At 53.8% G+C, this 26,934-nt stretch carries 30 protein-coding genes and 1 riboswitch; of the genes, 13 read left to right on the forward strand and 17 right to left on the reverse strand.

Annotated features, from left to right (window positions below):
* The first annotated feature begins 88 nt into the window (after positions 1 to 88).
* From upp to hda, 3 genes are all read left to right on the forward strand, one after another.
* Positions 89 to 715 (forward strand): uracil phosphoribosyltransferase, encoded by a 627-nt coding sequence (gene upp / locus FDP13_RS03155; protein WP_012770665.1) that lies wholly within the window; start codon positions 89 to 91, stop codon positions 713 to 715.
* Between the two features lie 180 nt (positions 716 to 895).
* Positions 896 to 2,185, forward strand: coding sequence for a uracil permease (uraA, locus tag FDP13_RS03160; protein ID WP_012770664.1), 1,290 nt, complete (start codon positions 896 to 898; stop codon positions 2,183 to 2,185).
* Positions 2,186 to 2,300: 115 nt separating this feature from the next.
* Positions 2,301 to 3,008, forward strand: coding sequence for a DnaA inactivator Hda (gene hda, locus FDP13_RS03165; protein ID WP_012770663.1), 708 nt, complete (start codon positions 2,301 to 2,303; stop codon positions 3,006 to 3,008).
* Positions 3,009 to 3,017: 9 nt separating this feature from the next.
* Here the strand turns inward: hda and arsC are convergent, their stop codons facing one another.
* The 4 genes from arsC to FDP13_RS03185 all read right to left on the reverse strand — a co-directional run bounded on the left by arsC (position 3,018) and on the right by FDP13_RS03185 (position 6,068).
* Positions 3,018 to 3,374 carry an arsenate reductase (glutaredoxin) gene (arsC, locus tag FDP13_RS03170; RefSeq protein WP_012770662.1) on the reverse strand — a complete coding sequence of 119 codons (357 nt, stop codon included), beginning with the start codon at positions 3,372 to 3,374 and terminating at the stop codon, positions 3,018 to 3,020.
* Positions 3,375 to 3,388: 14 nt separating this feature from the next.
* Entirely contained in the window at positions 3,389 to 4,852 is a 1,464-nt protein-coding gene (locus tag FDP13_RS03175) for a M48 family metallopeptidase (protein WP_143838576.1), read from the reverse strand.
* A 176-nt stretch (positions 4,853 to 5,028) separates the two neighbouring features.
* Positions 5,029 to 5,496 (reverse strand): thioredoxin-dependent thiol peroxidase, encoded by a 468-nt coding sequence (gene bcp / locus FDP13_RS03180; protein ID WP_012770660.1) that lies wholly within the window; start codon positions 5,494 to 5,496, stop codon positions 5,029 to 5,031.
* Between the two features lie 2 nt (positions 5,497 to 5,498).
* The gene (locus FDP13_RS03185; protein ID WP_033575952.1) at positions 5,499 to 6,068 is read right to left on the reverse strand and encodes a glycine cleavage system transcriptional repressor; all 570 of its coding nucleotides are present in this window, start codon (positions 6,066 to 6,068) and stop codon (positions 5,499 to 5,501) included.
* Positions 6,069 to 6,215: 147 nt separating this feature from the next.
* Between FDP13_RS03185 and dapA the strand changes: the two genes are divergently transcribed.
* The 6 genes from dapA (at position 6,216) to ypfH (ending at position 12,845) form a co-directional block, all read left to right on the forward strand.
* On the forward strand, positions 6,216 to 7,094 hold the full coding sequence (gene dapA, locus FDP13_RS03190) for a 4-hydroxy-tetrahydrodipicolinate synthase (protein ID WP_012770658.1): 879 nt from the start codon (positions 6,216 to 6,218) through the stop codon (positions 7,092 to 7,094).
* Positions 7,095 to 7,110: 16 nt separating this feature from the next.
* A complete protein-coding gene (bamC, locus tag FDP13_RS03195; protein WP_143838578.1) occupies positions 7,111 to 8,151 on the forward strand; it encodes an outer membrane protein assembly factor BamC in 1,041 nt (346 codons plus the stop codon).
* A gap of 346 nt (positions 8,152 to 8,497) precedes the next feature.
* Positions 8,498 to 9,211, forward strand: coding sequence for a phosphoribosylaminoimidazolesuccinocarboxamide synthase (gene purC, locus FDP13_RS03200; protein ID WP_012770656.1), 714 nt, complete (start codon positions 8,498 to 8,500; stop codon positions 9,209 to 9,211).
* A 212-nt stretch (positions 9,212 to 9,423) separates the two neighbouring features.
* Positions 9,424 to 9,876 (forward strand): DUF441 domain-containing protein, encoded by a 453-nt coding sequence (locus tag FDP13_RS03205; RefSeq protein WP_012770655.1) that lies wholly within the window; start codon positions 9,424 to 9,426, stop codon positions 9,874 to 9,876.
* Between the two features lie 19 nt (positions 9,877 to 9,895).
* Complete coding sequence (locus FDP13_RS03210; RefSeq protein WP_143838580.1) at positions 9,896 to 11,926, forward strand: tRNA(Met) cytidine acetyltransferase TmcA; 2,031 nt, start codon at positions 9,896 to 9,898, stop codon at positions 11,924 to 11,926.
* A gap of 232 nt (positions 11,927 to 12,158) precedes the next feature.
* Positions 12,159 to 12,845 carry an esterase gene (gene ypfH / locus FDP13_RS03215; RefSeq protein WP_033575949.1) on the forward strand — a complete coding sequence of 229 codons (687 nt, stop codon included), beginning with the start codon at positions 12,159 to 12,161 and terminating at the stop codon, positions 12,843 to 12,845.
* Between the two features lie 115 nt (positions 12,846 to 12,960).
* Here ypfH and FDP13_RS03220 read toward each other — a convergent pair whose 3' ends face one another.
* From FDP13_RS03220 to FDP13_RS03235, 4 genes are read right to left on the reverse strand one after another with little or no spacing between them, the layout of a single operon-like run.
* Positions 12,961 to 13,149 (reverse strand): YpfN family protein, encoded by a 189-nt coding sequence (locus tag FDP13_RS03220; RefSeq protein ID WP_012770652.1) that lies wholly within the window; start codon positions 13,147 to 13,149, stop codon positions 12,961 to 12,963.
* A gap of 38 nt (positions 13,150 to 13,187) precedes the next feature.
* Positions 13,188 to 13,862, reverse strand: a complete 675-nt coding sequence (locus FDP13_RS03225; RefSeq protein WP_143838582.1) for a M15 family metallopeptidase — start codon at positions 13,860 to 13,862, stop codon at positions 13,188 to 13,190.
* A complete protein-coding gene (gene dapE, locus FDP13_RS03230) occupies positions 13,859 to 14,986 on the reverse strand; it encodes a succinyl-diaminopimelate desuccinylase (RefSeq protein ID WP_012770650.1) in 1,128 nt (375 codons plus the stop codon). Before dapE ends, FDP13_RS03225 begins: the two co-directional genes overlap by 4 nt.
* On the reverse strand, positions 14,967 to 15,350 hold the full coding sequence (locus tag FDP13_RS03235; RefSeq protein ID WP_012770649.1) for an ArsC family reductase: 384 nt from the start codon (positions 15,348 to 15,350) through the stop codon (positions 14,967 to 14,969). The genes dapE and FDP13_RS03235 overlap by 20 nt, the downstream gene beginning before the upstream one ends.
* Positions 15,351 to 15,580: 230 nt before the next feature.
* Here FDP13_RS03235 and ypfM point away from each other — a divergent pair, with 230 nt between their 5' ends.
* Positions 15,581 to 15,640 carry a protein YpfM gene (gene ypfM / locus FDP13_RS21955; protein ID WP_101377563.1) on the forward strand — a complete coding sequence of 20 codons (60 nt, stop codon included), beginning with the start codon at positions 15,581 to 15,583 and terminating at the stop codon, positions 15,638 to 15,640.
* Between the two features lie 705 nt (positions 15,641 to 16,345).
* A complete protein-coding gene (gene cspE, locus FDP13_RS03245; RefSeq protein WP_009113827.1) occupies positions 16,346 to 16,555 on the forward strand; it encodes a transcription antiterminator/RNA stability regulator CspE in 210 nt (69 codons plus the stop codon).
* Positions 16,556 to 16,620: 65 nt separating this feature from the next.
* Here the strand turns inward: cspE and crcB are convergent, their stop codons facing one another.
* Positions 16,621 to 17,004: a fluoride efflux transporter CrcB gene (gene crcB / locus FDP13_RS03250; RefSeq protein ID WP_012770648.1), complete on the reverse strand. Its 384-nt coding sequence runs from the start codon at positions 17,002 to 17,004 to the stop codon at positions 16,621 to 16,623.
* A gap of 65 nt (positions 17,005 to 17,069) precedes the next feature.
* Positions 17,070 to 17,131: riboswitch (Fluoride riboswitch) on the reverse strand.
* A gap of 84 nt (positions 17,132 to 17,215) precedes the next feature.
* Here crcB and FDP13_RS03255 point away from each other — a divergent pair.
* Positions 17,216 to 18,004 (forward strand): deaminated glutathione amidase, encoded by a 789-nt coding sequence (locus FDP13_RS03255; protein ID WP_012770647.1) that lies wholly within the window; start codon positions 17,216 to 17,218, stop codon positions 18,002 to 18,004.
* Positions 18,005 to 18,156: 152 nt separating this feature from the next.
* Positions 18,157 to 18,366, forward strand: coding sequence for a twin-arginine translocase subunit TatE (tatE, locus tag FDP13_RS03260; protein ID WP_012770646.1), 210 nt, complete (start codon positions 18,157 to 18,159; stop codon positions 18,364 to 18,366).
* A 104-nt stretch (positions 18,367 to 18,470) separates the two neighbouring features.
* Here tatE and lipA read toward each other — a convergent pair whose 3' ends face one another.
* The 8 genes from lipA to rlmH form a co-directional block, all read right to left on the reverse strand.
* On the reverse strand, positions 18,471 to 19,436 hold the full coding sequence (gene lipA, locus FDP13_RS03265) for a lipoyl synthase (protein ID WP_012770645.1): 966 nt from the start codon (positions 19,434 to 19,436) through the stop codon (positions 18,471 to 18,473).
* A gap of 171 nt (positions 19,437 to 19,607) precedes the next feature.
* Positions 19,608 to 20,339, reverse strand: coding sequence for a lipoyl(octanoyl) transferase LipB (gene lipB, locus FDP13_RS03270; RefSeq protein WP_193745583.1), 732 nt, complete (start codon positions 20,337 to 20,339; stop codon positions 19,608 to 19,610).
* 108 nt (positions 20,340 to 20,447) lie between these two features.
* Positions 20,448 to 20,711, reverse strand: a complete 264-nt coding sequence (gene ybeD / locus FDP13_RS03275) for a DUF493 family protein YbeD (protein ID WP_012770643.1) — start codon at positions 20,709 to 20,711, stop codon at positions 20,448 to 20,450.
* 135 nt (positions 20,712 to 20,846) lie between these two features.
* Entirely contained in the window at positions 20,847 to 22,058 is a 1,212-nt protein-coding gene (dacA, locus tag FDP13_RS03280) for a D-alanyl-D-alanine carboxypeptidase DacA (protein ID WP_012770642.1), read from the reverse strand.
* Between the two features lie 182 nt (positions 22,059 to 22,240).
* The gene (gene rlpA / locus FDP13_RS03285) at positions 22,241 to 23,386 is read right to left on the reverse strand and encodes an endolytic peptidoglycan transglycosylase RlpA (protein ID WP_143838584.1); all 1,146 of its coding nucleotides are present in this window, start codon (positions 23,384 to 23,386) and stop codon (positions 22,241 to 22,243) included.
* A 9-nt stretch (positions 23,387 to 23,395) separates the two neighbouring features.
* Positions 23,396 to 24,508, reverse strand: a complete 1,113-nt coding sequence (mrdB, locus tag FDP13_RS03290; RefSeq protein ID WP_012770640.1) for a peptidoglycan glycosyltransferase MrdB — start codon at positions 24,506 to 24,508, stop codon at positions 23,396 to 23,398.
* 7 nt (positions 24,509 to 24,515) lie between these two features.
* The gene (gene mrdA, locus FDP13_RS03295; RefSeq protein ID WP_012770639.1) at positions 24,516 to 26,426 is read right to left on the reverse strand and encodes a peptidoglycan DD-transpeptidase MrdA; all 1,911 of its coding nucleotides are present in this window, start codon (positions 26,424 to 26,426) and stop codon (positions 24,516 to 24,518) included.
* 36 nt (positions 26,427 to 26,462) lie between these two features.
* Entirely contained in the window at positions 26,463 to 26,933 is a 471-nt protein-coding gene (rlmH, locus tag FDP13_RS03300) for a 23S rRNA (pseudouridine(1915)-N(3))-methyltransferase RlmH (RefSeq protein WP_012770638.1), read from the reverse strand.
* Between the last annotated feature and the right edge of the window lies 1 nt (position 26,934).

Genomic DNA, 26,934 nt, shown 5'->3' on the forward strand with positions numbered 1-26,934 from the left:
AGACTGGAATCTATGGCGTACATTTGAAAAAGCGGTATAATCCCGCGATTTTTTTGGCCGTCCACTGCCGATGGGGAGTAAAAAAGTAATGAAAATCGTCGAGGTAAAACACCCGCTCGTCAAACATAAACTGGGTCTGATGCGCGAGCACGATATCAGTACCAAGCGTTTCCGTGAACTGGCGTCTGAAGTCGGCAGTCTGCTGACATACGAAGCCACCGCCGATCTGGCGACGGAAAAAGTGACCATCGAAGGCTGGTGCGGTGCGGTTGAAGTCGACCAAATCAAAGGTAAAAAAATTACCGTCGTACCGATTCTGCGTGCCGGCCTCGGCATGATGGAAGGGGTGCTGGAAAACGTACCGAGTGCGCGCATCAGCGTCGTGGGGATGTACCGCGACGAACAAACGCTGGAGCCGGTGCCCTATTTCCAGAAGCTGGCTTCCAATATTGATGAGCGTATGGCGCTGGTCGTTGACCCGATGCTGGCGACCGGCGGGTCGATGATTGCCACTATCGATCTGCTGAAGAAAGCGGGTTGCCGCAGCATCAAGGTGCTGGTACTGGTGGCGGCGCCGGAAGGTATCGCCGCGCTGGAAAAGGTGCACCCGGATGTGGAGCTGTATACCGCGTCGATCGACAAGGGCCTCAACGAACACGGTTACATTATGCCGGGCCTGGGCGATGCGGGCGACAAGCTGTTTGGTACGAAATGATATCCAGCCGACTGTAGAGTCGGCTTTTTTTTGCGTATGAACCGCCCGTTTCTGACTTAACGGATTGTTCCTGCGCATTCCACGGATGGCGAGATTTTTTCAGCGCCGGCGGCGTGCCGACGCTGAACTTTCTGCCGGGGTTCCCGGTATTTTTCAGTCTGAGACACAGAGGAAAACACGATGACTCGTCGCGCCATCGGCGTCAGTGAACGCCCCCCGCTTTTGCAAACGATACCGCTGAGTTTCCAGCATCTGTTCGCGATGTTCGGCGCCACCGTACTGGTGCCGATCCTATTTAAGATCAATCCGGCGACGGTACTGCTGTTCAACGGTATTGGTACGCTGCTTTATCTGTTTATCTGTAAAGGAAAAATCCCGGCGTATCTGGGGTCCAGTTTTGCGTTTCTTTCGCCGGTATTTTTGCTGTTGCCGCAGGGATATGAAGTGGCGCTGGGCGGTTTTATTCTGTGTGGCGCGCTGTTTTGCCTGGTGGCGTTGCTGGTGAAAAAAGTCGGAACCGGCTGGCTGAACGTGATTTTCCCGCCGGCGGCGATGGGCGCGATTGTGGCGGTGATCGGGCTGGAACTGGCGGGCGTGGCGGCCAACATGGCGGGGCTGCTGCCGGCTACGGGGACGGAGATGGACGGTAAAACCGTCACCGTCTCGCTGGTGACGTTGGTGGTCACGGTGCTGGGTTCCGTCTTGTTCCGTGGTTTTCTGGCGATTATTCCGATCCTGATCGGGGTTCTGGTGGGGTATGCGCTCTCTTTCGCGATGGGCATGGTGGATTTGACGCCGATCGTTCAGGCGCACTGGTTCGCCTTGCCGACCTTTTATACGCCGCGCTTTGAGTGGGTGGCGATGTTGACGGTGTTGCCGGCCGCACTGGTGGTGGTGGCCGAGCACATTGGTCACCTAGTGGTGACCGCTAATATCGTGAAAAAGGATTTGATGCGCGAACCAGGTCTGCACCGTTCGTTGTTCGCTAACGGCGTCTCTACCATGCTGTCCGGTTTCTTTGGTTCCACCCCGAACACGACATATGGCGAGAATATCGGCGTGCTGGCGATCACCAAGGTTTACAGTACCTGGGTTATTGGCGGGGCGGCGATCATTGCGATTCTGCTGTCCTGCGTCGGTAAGCTGGCGGCGGCAATCCAGGCTGTGCCGGTTCCGGTGATGGGCGGCGTGTCGCTGCTGCTGTACGGCGTTATCGCCGCATCCGGTATTCGGGTGTTGATTGAATCCAAAGTGGATTACAACAAGGCGCAGAATCTGATCCTGACATCGGTGATCCTGATCATCGGCGTCAGCGGCGCGAAGATCCACCTGGGCGCAGTCGAGCTGAAAGGGATGGCGCTGGCCACCGTGGTTGGGGTCATTCTGAGTGTGGTGTTCCGTGTTATCAGCCTGTTCAACAAGGAAGAAGAGGTGATTGATGCGGCGGATGAGCGAACTTCCGCACAATAATTTACCGGCCCGTCGGCATGTTGGCGGGCAATGCGGCGAACCGGCGGTCTGCCGGTTCAATCGCGAAAGGTTTCTATGCTAAACTTGTCTCGTTTTCCTGCCTGTTTGGTTTGAGGTGCTTCTGAACACACCGGCACAGTTATCATTGCCACTCTACTTACCCGATGACGAAACTTTCGCCAGTTTCTATCCGGGAGAAAACACGTCTCTGCTGGCTGCCATTCACACGACGCTGGATCAGGAACACGGCAGCTACATCTATTTTTGGTCACGCGAAGGCGGGGGGCGTAGCCACTTGTTACATGCCGCCTGTGCAGAGTTATCGCGTCTCGGCCGTGCGGTCGGTTATGTTCCGCTGGATAAACGCGCCTATTTCGTTCCGGATGTGTTGGAAGGCATGGAACAGCTGGCGTTGGTGTGCATCGATAATATTGAGTCGATAGCTGGCGATGAGGTGTGGGAAATGGCGCTGTTTAATCTCTACAACCGTATTCAGGAAGGCGGGCGCACCCGGCTGCTGATCACCGGCGATCGTCCGCCGCGTCAGATCAATCTGCAACTGGCTGATTTGGCCTCGCGTCTTGATTGGGGGCAGATCTACCGGCTGCAGCCGCTGTCGGATCAAGAAAAAGGCGAAGCGCTACAGCTACGCGCCCGGTTGCGCGGTTTTGAATTGCCGGAAGACGTTAGCCGTTTTCTGCTGAAACGGCTGGATCGGGAAATGCGCACCCTGTTTATGACGCTGGACCAACTGGACCACGCCTCGATTACCGCACAGCGTAAACTGACGATTCCTTTCGTCAAAGAGATCCTCGGGCTGTAATCCGGCCCGTCACAGAATATCCAGCACTTGCTCCGGCGGGCGACCGAGTTTCGCGCGGCCGTTGGCAATCACAATCGGGCGCTCAATCAGTTTCGGGTGGGTGACCATCGCGTCGATCAATTGAGCCTCGCTCAGACTGTCGTCGTCCAGATTCAATTCCCGGTACAGATCATCTTTGCGGCGCATCAGTTCGCGCGCGCCGGCAAACCCCAACTGTGTTATCAACTGGCTGAGCGTAGCGGCATCCGGCGGCGTGTCCAGATACAACACCACTTGCGGTTCTATGCCTTGTTGCTGCAGCAAGGCCAGCGTTTCACGGCTCTTGGAACAGCGCGGATTATGATAAATGGTTACCGATTGACTCATTCCTTTCACCTTTTTCAAGATTTTTCATAAGGATGGAAACGTTGCTGTAGCGCACGAAGCTGATCGATGCGGGCATCGTAGCGGGCCTGATCAAGACTGCCGAGCTTACTTTGCGAGCTGGCGTTGCTCAGCAAGCGAATGGCTTGATCCAGCTTCCCGGTCAGCGCCAGGCTTTCCGCCCGTGACGCCAGTTCTTCGCTGCGCATATTCTGTGCGGCACAAGCCTGCGCCAGTAAATCCCAACCGTTTGAATCGTCGGGATGGGCGTATGTGTATTTACGCAGAATGCGGATAGCATCGGCCGACTTGCGGCTTTCCACCATCGCATTCGCCAGATTGAGCTGCAACACCGGGTTGTCTTGCACATCCGGCACTTTCTGCAAGCGGGCGACGGCCTGGTCGGCGCGCTGTTGACCGATATCGATATCGGTCATCAAATCAAGAAACCAGGGGTTTGACGGCGACTTATCCAGTAACGGCTGGAGCGTGGCGCGTGCGTCATCGTATTTCTTGGCCTGATAAGCGCGAATGGCGCGCCCATATTGCGCCGCCTGTTGCTCGCGCGCGTTGCCTTTAGCCCAATTATCCAGCAGCGCGGCGCCGTACGGGTTGTCTTGTGAACCATACATCCCCAATACGCGCGCCTTGGCGAACAAAAAATCTTGTGAAGAGTGTACCGGCGTCGATTTCATCTGGTTGGCGCGATTGCGGGCGTCCGACAGCCGGCTTTCCGGCAACGGGTGCGTCAGCAGCATTTCCGGTGGTTTGGTGGCGTAACGCGAAGTGTCTGCCAGCCGTTGCAGGAAATTAGGCATTGCCTGCGGGTCGAACCCGGCGCGTTGCAGTACCTGAATCCCGATGCGATCCGCTTCCTGTTCATTGGATTGGGTAAAACTGATGATGCTTTGCTGCGCCCCTGCCAGCGTCCCGCTGAGTGCGGCAAAACCCGCCTGTGGGTTGGCCATCGCCAGTAGCAATGAGCCGAATGCGCCGGCCCAGGCCAGAGGCGCGCTGGCTTTCTGCGCTTCCATCGCACGAGCCAGATGGCGCTGAGTGACGTGAGATATTTCGTGCGCCAGTATTGAGGACAGCTCGCTTTCATTTTCTACATAACGGAATAGCCCGGAATGTAGCACCACATTGCCGCCGAAGAAGGCAAAGGCGTTGATTTCGTCGTTATTAACCAGGAAGAAATGGAACGGCGTACGCACGGAGTCGGCGGATTTGACCAACCGTCCCCCCAACTGATTGATGTATTGCAACAGCAGCGGGTCATTAATCAACGGCGCGCCTGCGCGCAACTGGCGCAGGTAAAAATCTCCCATCACCAATTCCTGATTAATACTGAGCGTGCCGCCGGCGGTGGTGCCGATATCCGGCAGCGTGTCCTGGGTCGTGGCCGGGAATCCCTGAGGACTTGTGCTTAGCAGCACGCCTGCCAGCATGGCGATGACCGTCTGTTTGAACCGAGAGGACATAACGAATACAACCTTTCGAACAGCCTGAAAGAATGGTCATCATCTTAGCCAGCGGCGGCACACAATGAAACACGAACAGGGGAAAAAGGCGACTTAACAACGGAAAATGCGGTATGAAAAACGGTTTGCCGACGCATCGAATAACGCGTCGGCAATTAATCAGGTGTGGGAAAACGTCAGGCGTCCTTCAGGTAATTCAGCACGATATCGTGGTGATTACTGGTTTTGAAATCATCGAAGACTTTTTCGATGTGACCTTCAGCATTGATCAGAAAACTAATGCGGTGAATGCCGTCATAGGTTTTTCCCATAAAGGTTTTTTCACCCCAAACGCCGAACTGTTCCGCTACCTGGTGATCTTCGTCGGCCAGCAGGGTAAAGTTCAGCAGTTCTTTTTCCGCAAAACGGGACAGTTTTTCCGGCTTATCGGTGCTGATCCCCAGAACCTCAACGCCGAATTTCTTCAGCTCGTCCATGTTATCGCGAAGCCCACAGGCTTGCACGGTGCAACCTGGCGTCATGGCCTTGGGATAGAAATACACCAACACCCGTTGTCCCTGGAAGTCGGCCAAATTAACTTGTTCGCCGTCCTGGTCGGGCAAGCTAAATTTCGGTGCAATATCACCGGCTTTCAGTGTGGTCATCACTACTCTCCATCTTTCTCTTCGTGCTGTGGATAGTTCACAACGCTAATACTGCCTTGTGCGTGCAGTTCTGTACATAGCTGATGAAAGGCCGGCTCAATAATTGAACCCGCCAACGCCGCCGGGCTGTGCGCCGTAATCTGGATGTACAGTTGCGGCGGCATATCGCCATCGGCGGGGCGGGTTTTGGAGACCAGCTCAGCGATGTTCATTTGATGGGAATCGAACAGATCAGTAAAGCGTTCGATGATGTGTGGTGAGTCGGCAACATCCACTTTGACCCACACGGTAGCCGGCATCGGCGGACGGGACTGCGATTCGGTACGTTTCATCACAATCAGCAAATCCAGTTCGGCGCCTTTCTGCGGCAGAGTAGACTCGATGAGCGTAATCGCGTTCCAACTGCCGGAGAGCAGCATGATAAAGGTGAACTCCGTGCCCAGCATTGCAAGTCGGCTATCTTCGATGTTGCAACCACAGCTACTGACGTGGCGGGTGATCGTATTGACGATACCGGGACGATCGGTCCCCAACGCGGTAATGACCAGATAGTGTTCTTGTGGGCGAGGCAAAATAGTGCTTCCTGTACAAAATGTTGGGAGTAACATGGTAAACATAAAAAAAACCACCTGCCAAGCGCTGACAACCGCGGTTGTAAGCTTGCTTTTGCATAGAAGTCAAAAGTACCATGAAGCACTTGTTTGTGGAGGGGATGGCCAATGTTTACGGGTAGTATTGTTGCTCTGGTTACGCCGATGGACGATAAAGGTGCCGTTGATCGTGCAAGCCTGAAAAAACTGATTGATTATCATGTCGCTAGCGGCACGTCCGCAATTGTGTCGGTGGGCACCACCGGCGAATCCGCCACCTTGAGCCACGATGAGCATGGCGATGTGGTGATGCTGACGCTGGAATTAAGCGATGGCCGTATTCCGGTGATCGCCGGTACCGGCGCTAATTCGACTGCTGAAGCGATTTCCCTTACCCAGCGTTTCAACGATACCGGCGTAGCCGGCTGTCTGACCGTGACGCCGTATTACAACAAACCGACTCAGCACGGTTTGTTCCTGCACTTTAAGGCGATTGCCGAACATACCGACCTGCCGCAGATCCTCTACAACGTGCCGTCTCGTACCGGTTGCGACATGTTGCCGGAAACCGTCGCCCGTCTGTCGGAAATCAAAAATATTGTCGCCATCAAGGAAGCAACCGGGAACTTAAGCCGGGTTAGCCAGATCCAAGAGCTGGTTCATGAAGATTTCATTTTGCTGAGCGGCGATGACGCCAGCTCGCTGGACTTTATGCAACTGGGCGGCAACGGCGTGATTTCCGTGACGGCCAACATCGCGGCCCGTGAAATGGCCTCGCTGTGCGAGCTGGCGGCACAAGGGAATTTCGTCGAAGCCCGCCGTCTGAATCAGCGCTTGATGCCGTTGCATCAGAAGCTGTTTGTTGAACCCAATCCGATTCCGGTGAAATGGGCCTGTAAGGCATTGGGATTGATGGCGACCGATACGCTTCGTCTGCCGATGACGCCGCTGACCGATGCCGGTCGCGACGTGATGGAGCAGGCTATGAAGCAGGCGGGTCTGCTGTAACCGTTAGGGAGATTTGATGAGTTCTTCATTGCAAAAGTCGATGGTGGCAAAGGTTGTCGGTGTTTCGCTGATCATGTTGCTGGCCGCCTGTACCAGCGATCAACGCTACAAGCGTCAGGTCAACGGCGATGAATCCTATCTGAAAACTCCTGATCACCGGGCGCTGGATGTACCGCCCGGTTTGATTCTGCCGTTGCAGAATGGGGATTTCGATATTCCTCCGGTCAACCAGAATGGGCCGGTAGGCAAAGCGTTGGATATTCGTCCGCCGATGCAGCCATTGGCTTTGTTGAATGGTTCCCGCGGTCAGGTATCGGGTAATACCGCTACGCTGTTACTGGAAAATAATGCACGCAACAGCAGTTTGTGGGCAGTGTTGACGCAGGTTATGCAGTCGAAAGGCTATACGATTGCCAGCCGTCAGGATGCCAGCCGGACGCTGACGACCGATTGGATCAACTGGAAGCGTGAAGATGAGGATGTGGCGCATCAGGCACGTTATCAGGTGACTTTGCAGACGCAAGGGTATCAATTGGCGCTGAGCGTGAAGCTGCTGGATCTCCAGCAGAATACGTCTGTGGTTACGGAGCGCGGCGAGATTCAGCGTTATACCGCGTTGATGCTCAATACCTTGTCGGACGAGCTGGATAAACGCCTGAACGATAATGACAGCGCGCAAGCTAACCGCAACAGTCAGCAACTGAATGTTCAGAGCGGCGCTGATGACTCCGGCCTGCCGTTGTTGGTGGTTCGCGGTTCCTACAATCAGGTATGGGACCGTCTGCCGAAGGCGCTGGAGAAGGTTGGCATGACTATTAGCGATCGCAGTCGCCCGCAAGGGTCGGTGTCTGTCAACTATAAGGCACCGGGCAGCAGCACCTGGAATGAGCTGGGCGCGCGCGATCCACAATTGCCGAACGGCGATTACAAACTGCAGGTCGGTGATTTGGGTAACCGCAGTACGCTGCAATTCATCGACTCAAAAGGACATACGCTAAGTCAGTCGCAAAATGACGCGCTGGTCGCCGTATTGCAGGCTGCGTTCAGCGAGTCGTAAAAGCGTAAAACGCAAGAATATATACCCTAAATAATTCGAGTTGCAGGACAAAACGCGTTGCGTTTTGAACAACGCAAAGCGTTGGCCCTTCAGGGCAAGACTCATTATGAGTCTTGTAACGCGGCGACGCAGCGAATCCCCAGGAGCTTACTTAAGTAAGTGACTGGGGTGAGCGAGGAAAGCCAACGCACATGCAACTTGAAGTATGACGGGTATAAGGGTCGGGTTCTCCGGCCCTTCTTCATTTAGTCATTAACGTGATGGATTTATAACGTGATGGATTTATCAACACGTTCAATTAACGGGCCCGGTGCGGGTGGCCCTTACTTGTGTGGAGTAATGAAAGATGCAAAAGCTAGCTGAGTTGTATCGCGGAAAAGCGAAAACGGTCTACACCACGGAAGATCCGGATCTGCTGGTGCTGGAGTTCCGCAATGATACGTCAGCAGGGGATGGTGCTCGCATTGAGCAGTTTGATCGTAAAGGGATGGTGAACAACAAGTTCAACCACTTCATCATGACCAAGCTGGAAGAAGCCGGGATCCCAACCCAGATGGTGAGCCTGCTGTCGGATACGGAAGTGCTGGTGAAGAAGCTGGAGATGGTGCCGGTTGAGTGCGTGGTGCGTAACCGCGCGGCGGGATCGTTGGTCAAACGTCTGGGCATTACGGAAGGGGAAGTGCTTAATCCGCCGTTGTTCGACCTGTTCCTGAAAAACGACGCAATGCACGACCCGATGGTGAACGAGTCCTACTGCAAGACCTTCGGCTGGGTAAGCGAAGAGAATCTGGCGCGGATGAAGGAACTGAGCTACAAAGCCAATGAGGTGCTGAGCAAGCTGTTTGGCGATGCCGGCCTGATTCTGGTGGACTTTAAGCTGGAGTTCGGTTTGTTCAAGGGCGAAGTGGTGCTGGGCGACGAGTTCTCGCCGGACGGCAGCCGTCTGTGGGATAAAGAAACCCTGAACAAGATGGATAAAGACCGTTTCCGTCAGAGCCTGGGCGGCCTGATTGAAGCCTACGAAGAAGTCGCACACCGTCTGGGCGTTAAGCTGGACTAACGGCGCAATCGTTTACGTTCTGGCAGGCGGCGACGGTTTCCGGTTGCCAGAACGATGTTTTCATTCGTCTGATGAAATCGAATAGTGGGTTTCACCTGATGTTTATCACCGGTCGGTTCCCGTCTGCGTAGCAGTCTTGCTGCTGTTCTCTGTCCAATGAGTGCTATTATTCCCCGCCTGTGCATCGACTGATTTCGGCAAGGATATGTTTTATGGGCGTTTTTGACCCGACGTTGCTTATCTTACTGGCGCTGGCCGCCCTCGGTATCATCAGCCAGAACATGACCGTGACCCTGGCTATCCTGTTTCTGGTTGCGGTGCGTATTACGCCGTTGAATCACTATTTTCCGTGGGTGGAAAAATACGGTCTGTCTTTTGGAGTGTTGGTGCTGACGATCGGCGTCATGGCGCCGATTGCCAGCGGCAAGATCTCCGCCGGCGACGTGCTATCCTCTTTTCTGCACTGGAAATCGTTAATGGCGGTGGCGATCGGCGTCGCCGTTTCCTGGTTGGGCGGGCGCGGCGTCGTGCTGATGAGCAATCAGCCATCGGTGGTGGCCGGTTTGTTGGTTGGTACGGTCATGGGGGTCGCGTTATTCCGTGGTGTGCCGGTAGGGCCGTTGATAGCGGCGGGATTGCTGTCGCTGCTGATCGGTAAAGGCTAAGTTTGCTTTGAGGATAGCGGTGGACTCGTCGTTCGTTGTCAGCCAGCAATATCAGCAGCGTTATGGTATTCGTCGTCTGCTGGTGCTTAGCGGCCAGCCTGACTGGTGCCGCGCTCAGGCTTTGCGGCTGAGCGGTTTGCTGCCGGGGGACTGGCTGTGGGTCAGCACATCTGCACCTGAAAATATTAACGCGCTACCCTCTTCGCGTGTGCGTAGTGTGTTGGGGCGGGAATTCCTACATGCGGTATTCGATGCTCACGAGGGGCTGGATGCAGAAGCGTTGGCCATGTTGGCCGGTGCGCTCAGGGCCGGCAGTTGGCTGCTCCTGTTGGCGCCTGACTGGGAGAGCTGGCCGAATTATCCTGATAATGACAGCCTGCGCTGGAGTGAACAGCCGGAGCCGATCGCTACGCCCCGTTTTATTCGGCATGTACAGCGCCAACTGCTGGCGGATAGCCGCGTTGTACTGTGGCGCCGGCAGGATACCGAACCGGTCATCACACGTCCGAATGGGCGTGCCGATTGGTTGCCTGCCGACGGCAACCCTACCGCCTGTCAATACTCCGTTGTACAGCAACTACTGCATACTACCCATGCCGTATCGGTGATTACCGCGCCGCGTGGGCGCGGCAAATCGACGCTGGCCGGTATGCTGGCGCGCCAATGTCAGGGCGGTTGCTGGGTCAGCGCGCCGTCGCGTGCCGCCGGCGAGATTCTGCTGCGACAAGCCGGTGATTCGGCAACATTTTGGGCACCGGATGCGCTGCTGGCCTTTTGCCGGCAATACGGTAAACCGCCAGTGGACTGGTTGCTAATAGATGAAGCCGCATCGATTCCTGCGCCGATATTGCAGGCATTGTTGCCGTTTTTCCGTCGGGTAGTGATGACGACCACGGTACAAGGATATGAAGGGACCGGGCGTGGCTTTCTGCTAAAGTTTTGTGCGGCTCTGCCTGACTGGCATGTCATTGAGCTCACGGAGCCGCTGCGCTGGGCGCAACAAGATCCGCTGGAGAACATCGTTGATCGGCTGATGTTATTTGACGCCGAAAAACAGGTGCCGGAGCAACTTCATGGTTCACTGACGATACAACCGGAGCGACGAGACGACTGGTCCGGCCTTCCTGCGCGCCTTGAAGGCTGCTATGGATTGCTTTGCAGTGCTCACTACCGAACCTCGCCGCTGGATTTACGCCGTTTGATGGATGCTCCCGGCATACATGTCGCCAGCGCTGGTGTCGGAACAAAGATTGGCGGCGTTATCTGGCTGGTGGATGAAGGCGGGCTACCCGTGTCGCTGGCGCAGGATGTCTGGGCTGGGCGGCGTCGACCAAGGGGGAGTTTGGTGGCACAGTCATTGGCGGCACACGGCAATCAATGGCAGGCGCCGGTATTGCGATCGCGTCGTATCAGCCGCATTGCGGTGTTGGCGGCGCATCGAGGTGAGGGAATTGGGCTGGCGCTGGTGCGGGAACAACAACAACACGCACGCCGGCAACAACTGGATTTTCTGTCGGTGAGCTTCGGCTTTCAACCGGATCTGTGGCGGTTCTGGCAGCGTTGCGGGTTTCAGTTGGTGCGTATCGGCAGCCACATCGAAGCCAGTAGTGGCTGCTACAGTGCGATGGCGTTATTCCCCCTTAGTGAGGAAGGCCGCGCGCTGACCGCTTCAGCACACCATGAATTGCTGCGCGACGGGTACTGGTTGCAGCGTGATATTCCGTTGACGTTGGATTTGCCGCTGATGGAGGAGCAGATGCTCACGGCTGATGACTGGCGCAATCTGGCTGGGTTTGCTCTGGCTCACCGTCCACCGGAAGCTTGTCAGGGGGTGTTGTCACGTTTGGTATTCCACTCGCCAATGCCATTAGCAGCCTTAAGGTTGTGGCTTGAACAAGGTAAAAGCGCGGCGGAGTGTGTTCAACAACTGCAACTGGCGGGCAAAAAGGCGTTGGTTCAGCGCTGGCGCACCGAAACGGCTCAGGCGTTGCAGCAGTTGGATGCCGCACAATGGCAACACTGGTATGACATTATCGCTATAGCGAAATAAGTGGTTTTCTTTCCAAAATTTATTTCAAGTGGTAGCGATCACAATTTTGTAACTCTGACTGTGATTTGACCTACCCATTTTCCACCTTCATATACACTGATCCTGATACAGGATAATGGAATGACCTGTTCAATAAACCTCAATATTGACCCGCTACCGAGGGGCGTATAGTGACAACCGAACATGTTTGACCAGTCGGTTCCCCAATAGAGGCGACCGCAGGAGAGGCGATATGAAGCATGACTATTTTGTGGTGCAACAGCCACATTCACCTAAGCAGTTGTTTTTACTCTTTCATGGCGTAGGCGATAATCCGGTTTCGATGGGGAAGATTGGCCGCTATTTTGCTAATGCATTTCCCTCGGCGCAGATTATTAGTGTTGGCGGTCCGGAAGCGATCGGATTGGGCGAAGGACGCCAGTGGTTTTCGGTTCAGGGCGTAACGGAAGATAACCGTGCCCGCCGCGTGAATGCCGTTATGCCGCGTTTTATCGATACCGTACGACACTGGCAGGAAACCACGGGAATCGATTATTCCCACACGGCGTTGATTGGTTTTTCTCAGGGCTCAATCATGATCCTGGAAGCACTGAAAGCAGAGAAAAATCTGGCTGGGCGGGTTGTGGCATTCAGTGGCCGTTTTGCCACGCTGCCTGAACAGCCGATGTACGATGTGGTGGTTCATCTGGTTCATGGCGAGGAAGACCCGGTAATTACCGTCGATCATGCACGGCAGGCGGCACAGAGTCTGCGTACCCAGGGATCAGATTTCACATTAGACCTGATACCGCAACTGGGGCATTCCATTGACGATCGTATGATGGAAAATGCGTTGGACCGGCTACATTATTACATCCCGAAACGCTTCTGGGATGAGGCCGTGATGGGCGCACGCGGTGAACTGGTGGCATTCCGTTAACGGACTGTCCGTTAACTGACTGATAGCGCGCTGACCGTGCTAAACAAAACCATCGCCATAAACAAGCAGGCCGGGTCACTATAACGTGCCCGGCCTTATGCTTTTACCAACCGGGTCAGGGTTTTTTCTGCGGCCAGTCGTCTTCTTCGTCCCATTGCGCATTATTATCGCGGTGCGGCGGCAACGGCGGTTTGTCATGCAGAAAACGTTTATGGTCAAGGCGGCTCAGTTCCTTGATGCCGTTGATCAACATTCCCAGCAACACCAGCAGTATTACCCACCAGTAATCAGCCAGCCATCCCATGGTTATTCCTCATATATAAATGTCCCGTGTCAACGGGGTTATTGTGCCTCAACAGACAGTATAAAGCGTTGGAACAACATCGACATATTTGGCTCCAGCCAGCTCCGGCCGGCGATGTCTTCGCCCTTCCAGGCTTGCAGAATGTGTTCTGGCGTTAGCTGAGCCATAGCGAGTCGGGCCAGCGGCGCGTAGCTGAGGTGCCAGGGTTCAATAGCCACGCCACCGGCATCATGGGTAAACGGCCGGTAAAAGCCAAAGCCGGCCATGTGTTCGGTCAGCCAGTCGCTAAGATCGGCGAAATAGCCGCCGGGTTGGTATTCCCAGGGTTCCAACTGCAGTTTACGGCCGGCAGGCAGTTGATCCGGGTCGTAAATATCCAGATCGCAACCCCAGTGATGGCGGCTGCCGCCCGGCAATGCCGACCAGCGTAAAATTGCCTCACACCGTGCGCCCTCGGCCAGCGAGAGAGCATCTATCAGCCGGCTGTGCTGATCCAACAATGGACGAAGACCGGTAAATTTGCCGTTCCAGATATGGCGCTGACGAGCAAAATCCCGAAACGTACTGGCGGGCTGCAGATTGAAACCCTCTTGCCGCGCTGCCTGCTGCATGGCGGTAAACGCAGCGACCGCTTCCGGTTGCAGGCGGTGAGCGCCGCTTAGCGTAACCAGATGGCTATCGCTTTTGCCGGTCAGGCAGGCGGGGGAGATCATGCGATCAATTGCTCCATAATACGTTGGTACATACGGCTAAGCAGTTGCAGGTCGGCTGCACTCACACACTCGTCTACTTTATGAATAGTGGCGTTGACAGGCCCCAATTCGACGACCTGTGCGCCCATGCGGGCAATGAAGCGTCCGTCCGAGGTGCCGCCGGTCGTCAGGAGCTGCGGCGTGATTTCACTGTAGTGTTCAACGGCGTTGACGACGGCATCCACCAGCTCGCCGCGACCGGTCAGGAACGGGTGACCGGATAACTGCCACTCCAGCGTGTAATTTAACTGGTGACTATCAAGCAACGCCTTGACTTGTTGTTTAATCAGCTCATCAGTCAGTTCAGTACTAAAACGGAAATTGAACTGAACGCTAAGTTCGCCGGGGATCACGTTATTACTGCCGGTGCCGGCATTGATATTGGCTATTTGCATACTGGTTGGGGGAAAGAACTCGTTGCCCTGATCCCAGACGGTATCCACCAGTTGATGCAAGGCGGGGATTACCCGGTGTACAGGGTTATCCGCCAGATGTGGATAAGCCACATGGCCCTGCACGCCATGAATCCGCAAATTAGCGGTAATAGAGCCGCGTCGGCCGTTTTTCACCACATCGCCGACCCGTTCGGTACTGGAAGGCTCGCCGACCAGGCAATAGTCCAGCCTTTCCTGACGCGCCATCAGTGCTTCTACAACCTTGACGGTACCGTTGACGGCACTGGCTTCTTCGTCAGAGGTGATGAGAAATGCCAGGCGCCCCTGGTGATTGGGATGCGCCGCGACGAAACGTTCTGCCGCCACGACCATTGCCGCCAGCGAGCCTTTCATATCGGCAGCGCCACGGCCGTACAACACGCCGTCACGGATAGTCGGTTCGAACGGCGGCGTTTGCCACTGGCTTGGGTTACCTGCAGGGACGACATCGGTATGCCCGGCAAACGCCAGTGTTTTGCCTTGACCGCGCCAGGCCCAGAAATTCTGGGTATCGCCGAAATCCATCGTTTCGATGACAAAACCGATGGCTTGCAGACGTTCGATCATCAGCGCCTGACAGCCGGCGTCATCCGGGCTGAGAGACGGGCATTTAATAAGTTGCTGAGCCAGTTCAATTACCGGGCAAGACATGTGAGGTGTTCTCCGTAAAAAAGTGCCTATAGCTATCGTCGCTGAAAGCGAGCAGGGTTTTTCCATCATCGCTGACCAGCAACGGGCGTTTGATCAACGCGGGGTGTTCCAGCATAACAGCTTTTGCCGCTGCTTCGCTGTTGATGGTGTTACGATACGCGTCTTCCAGCTTCCGCCAGGTGGTGCCTCGGGTATTGAGTAAAGGTTGCCAGCCGATGTTATCGATAAAAGATTGCAGGCGTTCGGCGGTTAATCCGTCTACGCGGTAATCATGAAAGCGATAGTCGATGTGATGGTCTTCCAGCCAGCGACGGGCCTTTTTTATGGTGTCGCAATTCTTAATACCGTACAGGGTGATAGCCATATGTTTAAAACCCGTTATTTTTCATGTTATAAGGGAAAAAAGCATACCGTATAACGACGAAAGACGGCAGAATATTAAAATTATCTTAAGAAATCATAGGGTTGGGTTTTGGGTAAATGTTGCGGAAACGCGAAGGAGAGCACATTTCTGCGCCCCAAAGTCTTTATCTTGGTCAAAAAAGAAGCGTATAATAACCCCGTAAGACCACAAAGCCCTAAGGAGCTACCATCATGATCGAAATCGAACTCAACAACTGGAAAAGCTTCATCGAAGCAATGCTGCGTAAGTAATTGCTGCTGTATTTAGACTAGTACAATTTTATTTACTGTCATTAGTTACCAGGTCCCTTATTGAGTATCACCAAAGCGGCAATCTACGGATTGCCGCTTTTTTTATGCCGCAAGCCGAATTTTAATCATCTGATTTATAAAAATTAATTTTCGCTTAAGGTGGTTGTGCTATCCATAAATTCCCTCCTTTTACGTCATTTTTCTCTTTTCATTTTTGTGATGAAGATCTCTATTTTTTACTCATGGTTTTTAGGTCACGCCCGAAAGGCTACGAGATAAATGAGGAAACCTGAGTAAATAAAAGAGGCTATTATTTGCATTTGTCGTTACCCGTGTCGGTGCGCCACGTCGAGCGAGGATAAGCTGGCAAAGACATACATTGGCAAAGACAAATAGGATGCGTGACGATAGAGCAGTAAATGGGATTCCCGGTTCGGGCTATCGGCATCTCAGTGTATCGACCCGGAGTCTGGGATAACCGATGTGCTAATAAGAGGTGCTAATAAAAAGAGATTAGCCACCCACGCATAAGATGCCAAATGCTGCCGTTGCGACGGGTAAATCTGTGAAGTGAATGGAGCCAGTTCGCTTTTTTATCATGTTTTATCACTTTTTGGTGATGTTCGGCTGGACAAATGCGCCGCTACTTGCTGTACTGTATTTGACACAGATTTTGTGTCGTTCATTCATGTAAAGGTAAGTTTGATGTCTAAGATTAAAGGTAGCGTTAAGTGGTTTAATGAGTCCAAAGGATTCGGTTTCATTACTCCGGAAGATGGCAGCAAGGACGTATTCGTTCACTTCTCTGCTATCCAGAGCAACGGTTTCAAAACCCTGGCTGAAGGTCAGCGCGTAGAGTTTGAAATCACCAGCGGCGCTAAAGGACCTTCTGCTGCTAACGTTATCGCTATTTAATTATACCGATTTCCTGAAAAACCCGCCTAATGGCGGGTTTTTATTTTGTATCGTCAGTTTCTCTTCTAGTGGGTGCTTAGCCACCCCACCAGCGCAAATGCCAGCGCTGTCATCAGCAGCGAACCAAGTAAATTAAGCAGTAGATTGAATAACGCTGCGGCCCATTCGCCACTTTGCAATAAGGCGACCATTTCGTAAGAAAACGTTGAAAATGTCGTCAGGCCGCCGCAAAAGCCGGTTGTGATCAATAGCTTCCAGTGTGGCGGCAAGTCGGGCTGGCGCATGAAATAGCTCATGCCCGCGCCAATAATAAAAGCGCCGAGCAGGTTTGCCAGCAGTGTCCCCGCCGGGATCTGAGGGAACAGGCTATTGAAACGAACACTCAGTTGCCAGCGTGCAACGCTGCCAATCCCGCCGCCAAGAAAAACAGCAAGTAACGTACTGTACATAGTCACCTTTTCATTCAGGGGTAAGTTAGGCTACTCTCGAAAGGGTATACATGATGCCGATAGAGGCTCTTGCAGACATCATCAGCCGAAAGGGCGGTTATGGAGGAATGTCATCTCCGTTACTGTCTGATAAAGTTTACCTACATGCCGATATTTTTTATAGCTATGGTAGTTTTACCAAATGTATCCGCGTGCTATGAAGGAGCCTGATATGAAAGTGGCGCTGGGTCAGTTTGCTGTGCAGCGGCTATGGCAGGACAATGCTCAGATCTGCATAGCATTAATGGGTCAGGCCGCATCTGCCGGCGCTGACTTGCTGGTGCTGCCGGAAGCCGTGCTGGCCCGTGATAATGCGGATCCAGAATGGGGTGTCGGCTGTGCCCAGCCGATCACCGGTCCTTTTGTCAGCCAGTTATTGACGGCCAGCCAGTCGCTGGAGCTGAGCGTAGTATTTACCTTGCACACGCCGGCAGCAGATGGCCGGGTACATAATACGTTGTTGGTTATCCGGCGAGGAGAAGTACTGGCGCACTACCATAAGCTGCACCTATACGATGCTTTTGCCGTGCAGGAATCCCGTCGCGTAACCCCGGGCACAGCGTTGCCGCCGCTGGTGGAGATTGCCGGTATGCGTATCGGGCTGATGGTGTGTTATGACATCCGTTTTGCCGAGATGGCGAGACAGCTTGCGATGAATGGCGCCGATGTACTGGTCGTGCCGGCTGCCTGGGTGAAAGGCCCGCAGAAAGAGGCGCACTGGGAATTACTGGCACGAACCCGTGCTCTGGAGAACACCTGTTATTTGGTTGCAACAGGAGAATGCAGCGACAGGAATATCGGTAATAGTATGGTCGTGGACCCGATGGGCGTGGTTATCGCCCAGGCCGCTGAACAGCCTGAGTTGCTGCTGGCGGAACTTAAGCTGGAGCGAATTCAAACCGTTCGTCGCCAGTTACCTGTTCTACATCACAATCGCTTTAAGCCGCCTGTATTACGATAATGACAAGGCTATCACTCTCGGGTAAAACAGCGTCTGGCGAAGGCGTCTTACTTTGTTACAGATGAGCATTGCCTTATTCAATATATCGATTTAAAAAGAGCGATAGTAAAGCACGCTGGCTTTTCCAGCTCACATCATCAGGTAGGTTATGTATGGAAGGTATCAGTATTGCCAAACTTTTAGTCATTGGCGCCTTGATTGTACTGCTGTTCGGCACCAATAAACTGCGTAGTCTGGGCGGCGATCTGGGGGCGGCGATCAAAGGCTTCAAGAAAGCGATGAATGACGATCAGCCAGCGGCGAAATCTTCTGCCCAGGATGAACATCCTGCTGCTATCAGCGAGACGCGTCCGAAAGAATAAGCGTAACGGCTGGCGGTACTCAAACTAAAAAGCGGAGGGGGTGACCCGTCCGCTTTTTGTGTTACTTGTGTTTTTGGTAAGGAAGTATTGCAGGTAATAACCTGCTATTTCACTTCAATCCCTTTGGCTTGTAGGTCTGCATGATAGGAAGAGCGAACGAACGGACCGCAGGCCGCATGGGTAAAGCCCATTGCCAATGCTTCTGCCTTCATTTCTTCGAACTCTTCCGGCGGGACATAACGCTGAACCGGCAGGTGGTGACGGCTTGGCTGCAAATATTGCCCCAAGGTCAACATGGTGACGCCGTGGCGACGCAGATCACGCATAACGTCCAGTATTTCGTCATTGGTTTCGCCCAGTCCCACCATCAAACCGGATTTAGTCGGTATGTTCGGATGAACTGATTTGAATTTTTCCAATAACTTTAATGACCATTCATAATCGGCGCCAGGACGGACTTGGCGATATAGACGCGGCACGTTTTCCAGATTATGGTTGAACACGTCCGGCGGCGTGACGGTCAGAATATCCAACGCCCGATCCATACGGCCACGAAAATCCGGCACCAGCGTTTCAATTCGGATGTTTGGGCTTTTGCGGCGTATGGCACTGATACAGTCGGCAAAATGCTGCGCGCCGCCATCCCGCAAGTCGTCACGGTCAACAGAGGTAATCACGACATAGCGCAGCCCCATATCATGGATAGTCTGAGCCAGTTTTTCCGGTTCATTGGCATCTGGCGTCAGCGGGCGGCCATGGGCGACATCGCAGAACGGACAACGACGAGTACAGATGGCGCCAAGGATCATGAACGTAGCGGTACCGTGGTTAAAACACTCCGCCAGATTAGGGCAGGATGCTTCTTCGCAAACCGAGTGCAGACCATTACGGCGCATGGCGTCCTTGATGCCCTGAATCCGGCTGGAGTCCGCAGGTAATTTTATCTTCATCCATTCTGGTTTGCGGAGCATTTCCTGACGCTCGGTAGCAACGGTGCGCACCGGGATCAGGGCCATTTTGTCTGCATCGCGGTATTTGACGCCACGTTCGATCTGAATCGGTTTACTCATAATTGCGTAATTTCCAGTTCTGAATCGCTGTTATGAATTTATCTAAAATTCATGGGATTACGTAAGTTATTAAAATTTTTTTTAAAAAACTCACAAAATTATATCATCTTTGTACGCTGACGAGCAGCCATAGAACAACAAAACGCAGAAATATTGTAAATAGAATGTAATTTAGGTTTCCTGGGCGGCGTGATGCATAGCGCTCAACGGACGCGGCTCCCCTTGTTGCCGCCAGTTCCACTCTAACCATTCATGTTGTGGATAATCCAGCAGTTCCATGAATGCTTTTACCATGATCGGTGCGGTAGTCGTGACGGTTGCATCAGGGGCGAATTCACTCAGCTGTGTCATCGCCATGCCTGCATAACCGCAAGGGTTGATTCGCAAGAACGGAGACAGATCCATGGCAACATTCAACGCCAGGCCGTGAAACGAGCAGCCATGGCGGATACGCAGGCCCAGCGAGCAGATTTTGCTCTCGCCGACATAGACGCCGGGAGCATCGGCACGAGCGTGGGCATCAACCGCATAATGCGCTAGCGTGTTGATGACGGTATTCTCGATCGCCGTCACTAACTGGCGTACCCCCACTTTACGGCGTTTGATATCGACCAGCACATACATCACTTGCTGACCAGGGCCGTGATAAGTGACCTGTCCCCCGCGATCACTCTGAATGACCGGGATATCACCGGGCATCAGGACATGTTCGGCTTTGCCCGCCTGACCCTGAGTAAACACAGGTTCGTGCTGCACCAGCCATAGCTCGTCAAGACTGCTGTCATCGCGTTGTTCGGTAAAGGCGTGCATCGCTTGCGACACCGGTTCATAAGGCTGTACGCCCAGTTGGCGTACGATGATCGTGTTACGCACTATGATCGTATCCTGTTGCAAGATAGTCATCATCAGGTGAAGAAGGAATGACCGCAATTATAACGAGGGGAGACTGGAGCGAATAGCGGTTTCCTCGCTTGTCTCCGGATGAAGGAGACAAGTTCAGAGTCATACCTATTACAGCACGACGCGTACGATATCGATGTTGCCCAGTTCTTCGTACAGCGTTTCAACCTGTTCAATGTGGGTTGCCGTGATGGTAATCGATACCGAATGGTAATTACCTTTGGTGCTGGGTTTCACTTGCGGATTGTAGTCGCCGGGAGCATGGCGTTGAACAACTTCCACGACCAGATCCACCAGCTCCGGTTTTGCCAGCCCCATGACCTTGTAGGTAAATGAGCATGGAAATTCAAGCAATTCGTTGAGTTTGGTTTTCATGGCGACTCCAGAGTTATTCATTAGTGCAAAAATCATCACTCCCGCCGAAGCGGGAGTGTTTAAGTATGGCTGAAATACGGCCGATCGATCCTTTAACAAGCAACATAAGGGCAGTTGCTCAGGATTCAAGGGGGATCAACTAAACCAGCGGTGGAACATCAGTTTGATGTAATCGAACAGACGCCCGAAAATACCGCCTTCTTTGACTTCGTTCATCACCACCAGCGGGCGTTGTTCAACGACTTTGCCGTCCAACTGGAAGTTGATGGTGCCCACCACCTGATTTTTAGCCAGCGGAGCATGTAACTCTGTATTGGTGAGCACATAGCTAGCCTTCAGATCTTTCATGCGCCCACGTGGGATGGTGATGTAAGCATCTTTATCGACACCCAATGATACCCGGTCGCTATCGCCAAACCATACCGGCTCGGATGCGAACTCTTTACCGGTTTTCAGCGGAGCCACGGTTTCAAAGAAGCGGAAACCCCAGGTCAGCAGTTTCTTACTTTCCGCTTCGCGCCCTTTGAACGTGCGTCCGCCCATAACGGCGGAGATCAGGCGCACCTGGCCTTCGGTCGCAGAGGCGACCAGGTTATAGCCGGCGGATGCAGTATGGCCGGTTTTGATACCGTCCACCGCCAGGCTGCTATCCCACAACAGGCCGTTGCGGTTCATTTGGCGGATATTGTTGAAGGTAAATTCTTTTTCTTTATAGGTCGCGTATTCATCCGGCACGTCACGGATCAACGCCTGACCGATCAGCGCCATATCGCGGGCTGAACTGAACTGCCCTTCAGCATCCAGGCCGTGAACGGTTTTGAAGTTGGTATTCTGTAATCCCAGAGCCTTGACGTAGCCGTTCATCAGGTTAACGAACGCATCCTGACTGCCTGCCACGTAGTCCGCCATCGCCACACAGGCATCGTTGCCGGACTGCAGAATAATCCCTTTGTTCAGCAAATAAACCGGCACGCGATCGCCTGGTTTGAGGAACATCAGCGAGGAGCCCTGAAAATCAGGGTTGCCGGTAGCCCAGGCATCTTTGCCGATGGTCACAACATCGTTCGGGGTAATTTTTCCGGCTTTAATCGCCTGGCCGATAACATAGCTGGTCATCATCTTGGTCAGGCTGGCTGGGTTGCGACGAGTGTCGGCGTTCTTTTCCGCCAGTACCTTACCCGAGTTGTAATCAATCAGGATGTACGCTTCGGCATCAATATCCGGGACGGCAGGAATCATGGTTTTCAGATTAATGTCGTCTGCGTAGGCGAAAGTGGATGCACTGATGGCGAGCAACGTGCCGAGCGCAATACGTTTGGTAAAACAAGACGTGATTACTGTTTTCATGATTGGAACAACAACATCCGTGGGTATAAGTTAAAAAACGAGCCACACTATAGCAGATGAAAATCGGGGCGGCACCAGACAATACGTTACGCGATTTTGCCGATCGCCAGAGGTGGTCTCGTTATCGCTAGTGTGGGTAAGAAAAGAGGGGATTTCCCCCTCTTTCCGTCATCAATACGTGACTACATACCGGATACGGTGGTGACGAATGATGGCTGTTGCGCTTCGCTGGACAGGCGCTGTTGCAGGTCGATGGCCTGCTGGCGGCTCTGGAACGGGCCTAACTGAATACGATACAAGCCGTTATTTAGGCTGACTTTGCCCGGCACGCGGAAACGCTCGCTCAGACTCTTCAGCCAGGTTTGCGCCCGTTGTTGATCGCTCAGCGCACCGACCTGCACTACGATGTTGCCGGAGCCGGCGGGCATAGCCGATTGAGCCGCGGCGCGTGGTGGCGCAGTCACAGACGCCACGGCAACCGGCGCCGAGTGGGTGGGCGCGATGGCGGAAGCCGCTGGTTCGGAACCTTCCAACACGCCGCTGGGCAGCGGTTTAGGGGCGCCAAGGAACCCACCTCCGGTGGTTATTCCGGCAGTACCGGTCGATATATTGCCGCCAGTCATACTGGTACTATTGCCCATAGCCGGCGCCAGCGTGGCATTACTGATGGGCCGCACGGCGGCGGCGCTCGGCGGCGCGCTTTCCATTATCGGTGTCCCCATGCCGCTGGAGCCCAGAGTAGGGCGTGACGGCAAGGCAAAACTCTGTTTGGCGACGCGAGTGCCGATAGTCCCCGGGCCGGATAGCGTGCCGTCCGGCGCTACATTGATGAAGTCCACCTTCACCTTGGTATTGTTGGAAAGATTGAGGCGGTCGGCTGCGCCTTTGGTCAGATCAATAATTCTGCCCGGCGTATAAGGGCCGCGATCATTGATACGTACGACGACACGTCGGCCGTTGCTGAGGTTGGTGACACGCACATAGCTCGGGATCGGCAGGGTAGGGTGGGCTGCGTCCATCGCATTGGCGTCGAACTCTTCGCCGGTTGCGGTGCGGTTGCCAACCGACTTGCGATCATGCCAGGCGGCAAACCCGCTCTCACTGAAGTTTTCCGGGTTTTTGACGATACGGTACGACTTGCCGTTCATGCTGTAATCTTGCATGTTGGCAGGGTTGTACGGTTCATAGCGCGGTTCTGCACCGCCGATTTCTTCTACCGGGCCATTGTATGTCGAAGCCTGCGGTGAGGAAGACTGCGGCTGTTCCGTGACAGCACAACCAGCCAGAGCCAGGCTGAACGCACCAATCCAAACCCAATCCTTACGCATTGCTCACCCCTATAGATTCTTGGACAACATTTTGCGATGAGTGTGTATCGACATCACGATACCGAATCCCGCCATCAAGACGACCAGTGCCGAACCGCCATAGCTGACTAACGGCAGCGGCACCCCGACCACCGGCAGAATACCACTCACCATGCCGATGTTTACAAACACATATACGAAAAAGATTAGCATCAGCCCGCCGACCATCACCCGGCCGAACGAGGTCTGCGCATTGGCGGCAATCACCAAACCACGCATGATGAGAAACAGGTACAACGCCAGGAGGGTGAGCACGCCGATTAACCCCAGCTCTTCCGCCAGTACCGCGAAGATGAAGTCGGTATGACGTTCCGGCAGGAATTCCAACTGAGACTGAGTACCCTGTAACCAGCCTTTGCCGGTCAATCCACCGGAGCCAATCGCGATTTTCGACTGAATAATATGGTAACCGGCACCGAGGGGATCGGTTTCCGGATCGAGCAGCATCATGACCCTGTCGCGTTGATAATCATGCATCAGGAAAAACCATAGTACGGGAATGAACGCGGCCAACAAAACAGCGGCGACGGCAATCAACCGCCAGCTCATACCGGCGAGAAACAGCACGAACAACCCGGATGCGCAAATCAGGATGGCGGTACCCAGGTCAGGCTGGGCGGCGACCAGCAAGGTCGGTGCGAAAGTTAACACCAGCGCAATACCGGTATTTTTTAACGACGGCGGGCACATATCGCGATTGATATAGCGAGCCACCATCAACGGTACGGCGATTTTGGCGATTTCCGATGGCTGGAAACGCACGATACCGAGATCGAGCCAGCGCTGTGCGCCTTTACTGATTTGGCCGAATACATCCACCATGACCAGTAAAATAAAGCAGAAAATGTACAGATACGGCGCCCAGCCTTCATAAACGCGTGGTGGAATCTGCGCCATGCCGATCATCACTATTAATCCCAGTACGCATTGGGCGGCTTTTCGTTCCATCATACCCATGTCCTGACCACTGGCGCTCCACATGACGAACAGGCTATAGCCCAGTAGCGCCATTACACACAGAAGGAAAGGCAGGTCAATGTGCATTTTGGTCCAGATTGAGCCTTTTTGTTGACTGTCTGTCATGGTGTCTTTACTCGGTTTCACTGCCCGGCGGCGACGGCGGCGCATCCGGCAGGTTGGTATTGTTGTCGCCCAGCATGATGTGGTCGAGGATCTGACGCACAATGGTCCCGACGGCTGGCCCGGCGCCGCCGTTTTCCAGAATGATGGACATAGCGACTTTCGGATTGCTGTAAGGCGCGAAGGCAACCATTAGTTTATGGTCACGCAGCCGCTCGGCAATTCGGTTGGCGTTATAGGTTTCGTTCTCCTTCAGGCCGAATACCTGTGCCGTCCCTGATTTCGCTGCAATTTTATACGGCGCATCGGCAAAGAATTTATGTGCGGTGCCGTTCTGGCGGTTAGCTACACCGTACATGCCGTCTTTAACGATCTCCCAATAACCGGAGCGAATATCACCGATTTGCTGGTGCTGCTGCTGTCGGTACGGTATCTGAGTATTATTTTCCTGCGTACTGCTGAGCAAATGCGGTGTTTTCACCTGACCGTCATTGATCAGCGTCGTCAGCGCCTTCAACATTTGAACCGGCGTGGCGGTCCAGTAACCCTGGCCGATACCAACCGGAATCGTATCCCCTTGATACCACGGCTTTTTATAGCGCTTCATTTTCCATTCGCGCGTCGGCATGATGCCCGGGCTTTCTTCTTTATCGGACAAGTCGATCCCTGTGCGTTGCCCGTAACCAAATTTGGTCATCCACTCCGACAGGCGGTCAATCCCCATGTCATAAGCAACCTGATAGAAGAAGGTATCTGCCGACTCTTCAAGGGATTTGGTCAAATTCAGGCGGCCATGCCCCCATTTTTTCCAGTCACGAAACCGTTTTTCCGAGCCGGGCAGTTGCCACCAGCCGGGGTCAAACAGTGACGTATACGGGGTAATGACATTCGCACTCAGCGCAGAAACCGCAATATAAGGTTTGACGGTAGACGCCGGGGGGTAAACCCCTTGTGTGGCGCGGTTGATCAAGGGGCGGTTCGGGTCTTTCAACAACGCGTCATACGTTTTACTGGGTATGCCGTCTACAAACAGATTCGGGTCATAGCTGGGGGTCGAGACCATTGCCAGAATAGAGGCATCTTTCGGGTCGGTGACTACCACGGCGGCGCGGCTGCCTTCCAGCAACTTTCCAATATAAAGCTGGAGATTGAGATCCAGCGTCAGGTAGATATCCTTACCGGCCTGCGGCGGTTGTTCGTGCAACTGACGGATAACGCGGCCGCGGTTATTCACTTCCACTTCCTCGTAGCCCGGTTTGCCGTGCAGCACATCTTCGTAGTAACGCTCAATACCGAGCTTGCCGATATCGTGGGTTGCTGCGTAGTCGGCCAGTTTGTCTTCCTGATCTAATCGTTCCAAATCTTTATCGTTGATTTTGGAAACGTAGCCGATGGCATGAGTCAGTGCCGAACCATACGGGTAATAGCGGCGTTGGTAGCCTTTGACTTCTATGCCGGGAAAACGGTACTGATTGACGGCGAAACTCGCTACCTGTACTTCGCTCAACCCGGTTTTAACGGGAATCGACGTAAAGCGACGCGAGCGCTTCCGCTCTTTTCTGAAGTTCTCGATGTCTTCATCAGTCAGATCAATGATCGACTTTAGCGCCTGTAACGTCTCTTCCAGGTTGTTGACTTTTTCGGGGATCAGCTCCAACTGGTAAATAGTACGATTGAGCGCCAGCGGGGTGCCGTTACGGTCATAGATGATGCCGCGGCTGGGTGCTATCGGAACCAGTTTGATACGGTTTTCATTCGAGCGGGTACGATAATCGTCAAAACGTAAAACCTGCAGATGGTATAGATTGGCGACCAGAATACCGCTCAGCAGCAAAATGCCCAGAAATGCGACCAGCGCCCGGCGCACGAACAGGGCTGCCTCAGCCGTATAGTCACGAAAGGGTTTACGTTCTATATTCATCCGGCGATTGCTACTTCACAGGGTTCATCGTTCGCCTTACTCCCGATGGTAAGGATGATTGGTGGTAATGCTCCATGCCCGGTACAGACTTTCTGCGACCAGTACCCGCACTAGCGGATGCGGCAACGTCAGCGGTGACAACGACCAGCTTTGTTCCGCCGCTGCTTTGCATTGCGGCGCTAATCCTTCAGGACCGCCGATCAGCAGGCTGACATCGCGCCCGTCTTGTTTCCAGCGTTCCAGTTGTTGCGCCAGTTGCGGCGTTTCCCAGCGTGAACCGGGGATATCCAGCGTCACGATGCGGTTGCCTTTACCTACGGCAGCCAGCATCAGTTCACCTTCCCGTTCCAGAATCCGTTTGATATCCGCATTCTTACCGCGTTTGCCAGCCGGAATTTCTACCAGTTCAAACGGCATATCTTTGGGAAATCGGCGAAGGTAATCGGTAAAACCTGTCTGCACCCAGTCGGGCATTTTGGTGCCGACGGCGACCAGTTGCAGCCTCATA

It is taken from the genome of Dickeya sp. ws52 (genome assembly GCF_007210685.1).
Lineage (GTDB): Bacteria > Pseudomonadota > Gammaproteobacteria > Enterobacterales > Enterobacteriaceae > Dickeya > Dickeya chrysanthemi.

Bases quoted from the DNA above. Each gene is read 5' to 3' on its own strand.
- mrdA (WP_012770639.1), bottom strand. From the start codon at position 26,426: ATGAATATAGAACGTAAACCCTTTCGTGACTATACGGCTGAGGCAGCC.
- dapE (WP_012770650.1), bottom strand. From the start codon at position 14,986: ATGTCTTGCCCGGTAATTGAACTGGCTCAGCAACTTATTAAATGCCCG.
- FDP13_RS03255 (WP_012770647.1), top strand. From the start codon at position 17,216: ATGAAAGTGGCGCTGGGTCAGTTTGCTGTGCAGCGGCTATGGCAGGAC.
- uraA (WP_012770664.1), top strand. From the start codon at position 896: ATGACTCGTCGCGCCATCGGCGTCAGTGAACGCCCCCCGCTTTTGCAA.
- upp (WP_012770665.1), top strand. From the start codon at position 89: ATGAAAATCGTCGAGGTAAAACACCCGCTCGTCAAACATAAACTGGGT.
- arsC (WP_012770662.1), bottom strand. From the start codon at position 3,374: ATGAGTCAATCGGTAACCATTTATCATAATCCGCGCTGTTCCAAGAGC.
- dapA (WP_012770658.1), top strand. From the start codon at position 6,216: ATGTTTACGGGTAGTATTGTTGCTCTGGTTACGCCGATGGACGATAAA.
- crcB (WP_012770648.1), bottom strand. From the start codon at position 17,004: ATGTACAGTACGTTACTTGCTGTTTTTCTTGGCGGCGGGATTGGCAGC.
- purC (WP_012770656.1), top strand. From the start codon at position 8,498: ATGCAAAAGCTAGCTGAGTTGTATCGCGGAAAAGCGAAAACGGTCTAC.
- lipB (WP_193745583.1), bottom strand. From the start codon at position 20,339: ATGACTATCTTGCAACAGGATACGATCATAGTGCGTAACACGATCATC.
- rlmH (WP_012770638.1), bottom strand. From the start codon at position 26,933: ATGAGGCTGCAACTGGTCGCCGTCGGCACCAAAATGCCCGACTGGGTG.
- bamC (WP_143838578.1), top strand. From the start codon at position 7,111: ATGAGTTCTTCATTGCAAAAGTCGATGGTGGCAAAGGTTGTCGGTGTT.
- FDP13_RS03175 (WP_143838576.1), bottom strand. From the start codon at position 4,852: ATGTCCTCTCGGTTCAAACAGACGGTCATCGCCATGCTGGCAGGCGTG.
- tatE (WP_012770646.1), top strand. From the start codon at position 18,157: ATGGAAGGTATCAGTATTGCCAAACTTTTAGTCATTGGCGCCTTGATT.
- lipA (WP_012770645.1), bottom strand. From the start codon at position 19,436: ATGAGTAAACCGATTCAGATCGAACGTGGCGTCAAATACCGCGATGCA.
- dacA (WP_012770642.1), bottom strand. From the start codon at position 22,058: ATGAAAACAGTAATCACGTCTTGTTTTACCAAACGTATTGCGCTCGGC.
- FDP13_RS03235 (WP_012770649.1), bottom strand. From the start codon at position 15,350: ATGGCTATCACCCTGTACGGTATTAAGAATTGCGACACCATAAAAAAG.
- cspE (WP_009113827.1), top strand. From the start codon at position 16,346: ATGTCTAAGATTAAAGGTAGCGTTAAGTGGTTTAATGAGTCCAAAGGA.
- ypfH (WP_033575949.1), top strand. From the start codon at position 12,159: ATGAAGCATGACTATTTTGTGGTGCAACAGCCACATTCACCTAAGCAG.
- mrdB (WP_012770640.1), bottom strand. From the start codon at position 24,508: ATGACAGACAGTCAACAAAAAGGCTCAATCTGGACCAAAATGCACATT.
- FDP13_RS03220 (WP_012770652.1), bottom strand. From the start codon at position 13,149: ATGGGATGGCTGGCTGATTACTGGTGGGTAATACTGCTGGTGTTGCTG.
- FDP13_RS03225 (WP_143838582.1), bottom strand. From the start codon at position 13,862: ATGATCTCCCCCGCCTGCCTGACCGGCAAAAGCGATAGCCATCTGGTT.
- FDP13_RS03205 (WP_012770655.1), top strand. From the start codon at position 9,424: ATGGGCGTTTTTGACCCGACGTTGCTTATCTTACTGGCGCTGGCCGCC.
- ybeD (WP_012770643.1), bottom strand. From the start codon at position 20,711: ATGAAAACCAAACTCAACGAATTGCTTGAATTTCCATGCTCATTTACC.
- bcp (WP_012770660.1), bottom strand. From the start codon at position 5,496: ATGACCACACTGAAAGCCGGTGATATTGCACCGAAATTTAGCTTGCCC.
- rlpA (WP_143838584.1), bottom strand. From the start codon at position 23,386: ATGCGTAAGGATTGGGTTTGGATTGGTGCGTTCAGCCTGGCTCTGGCT.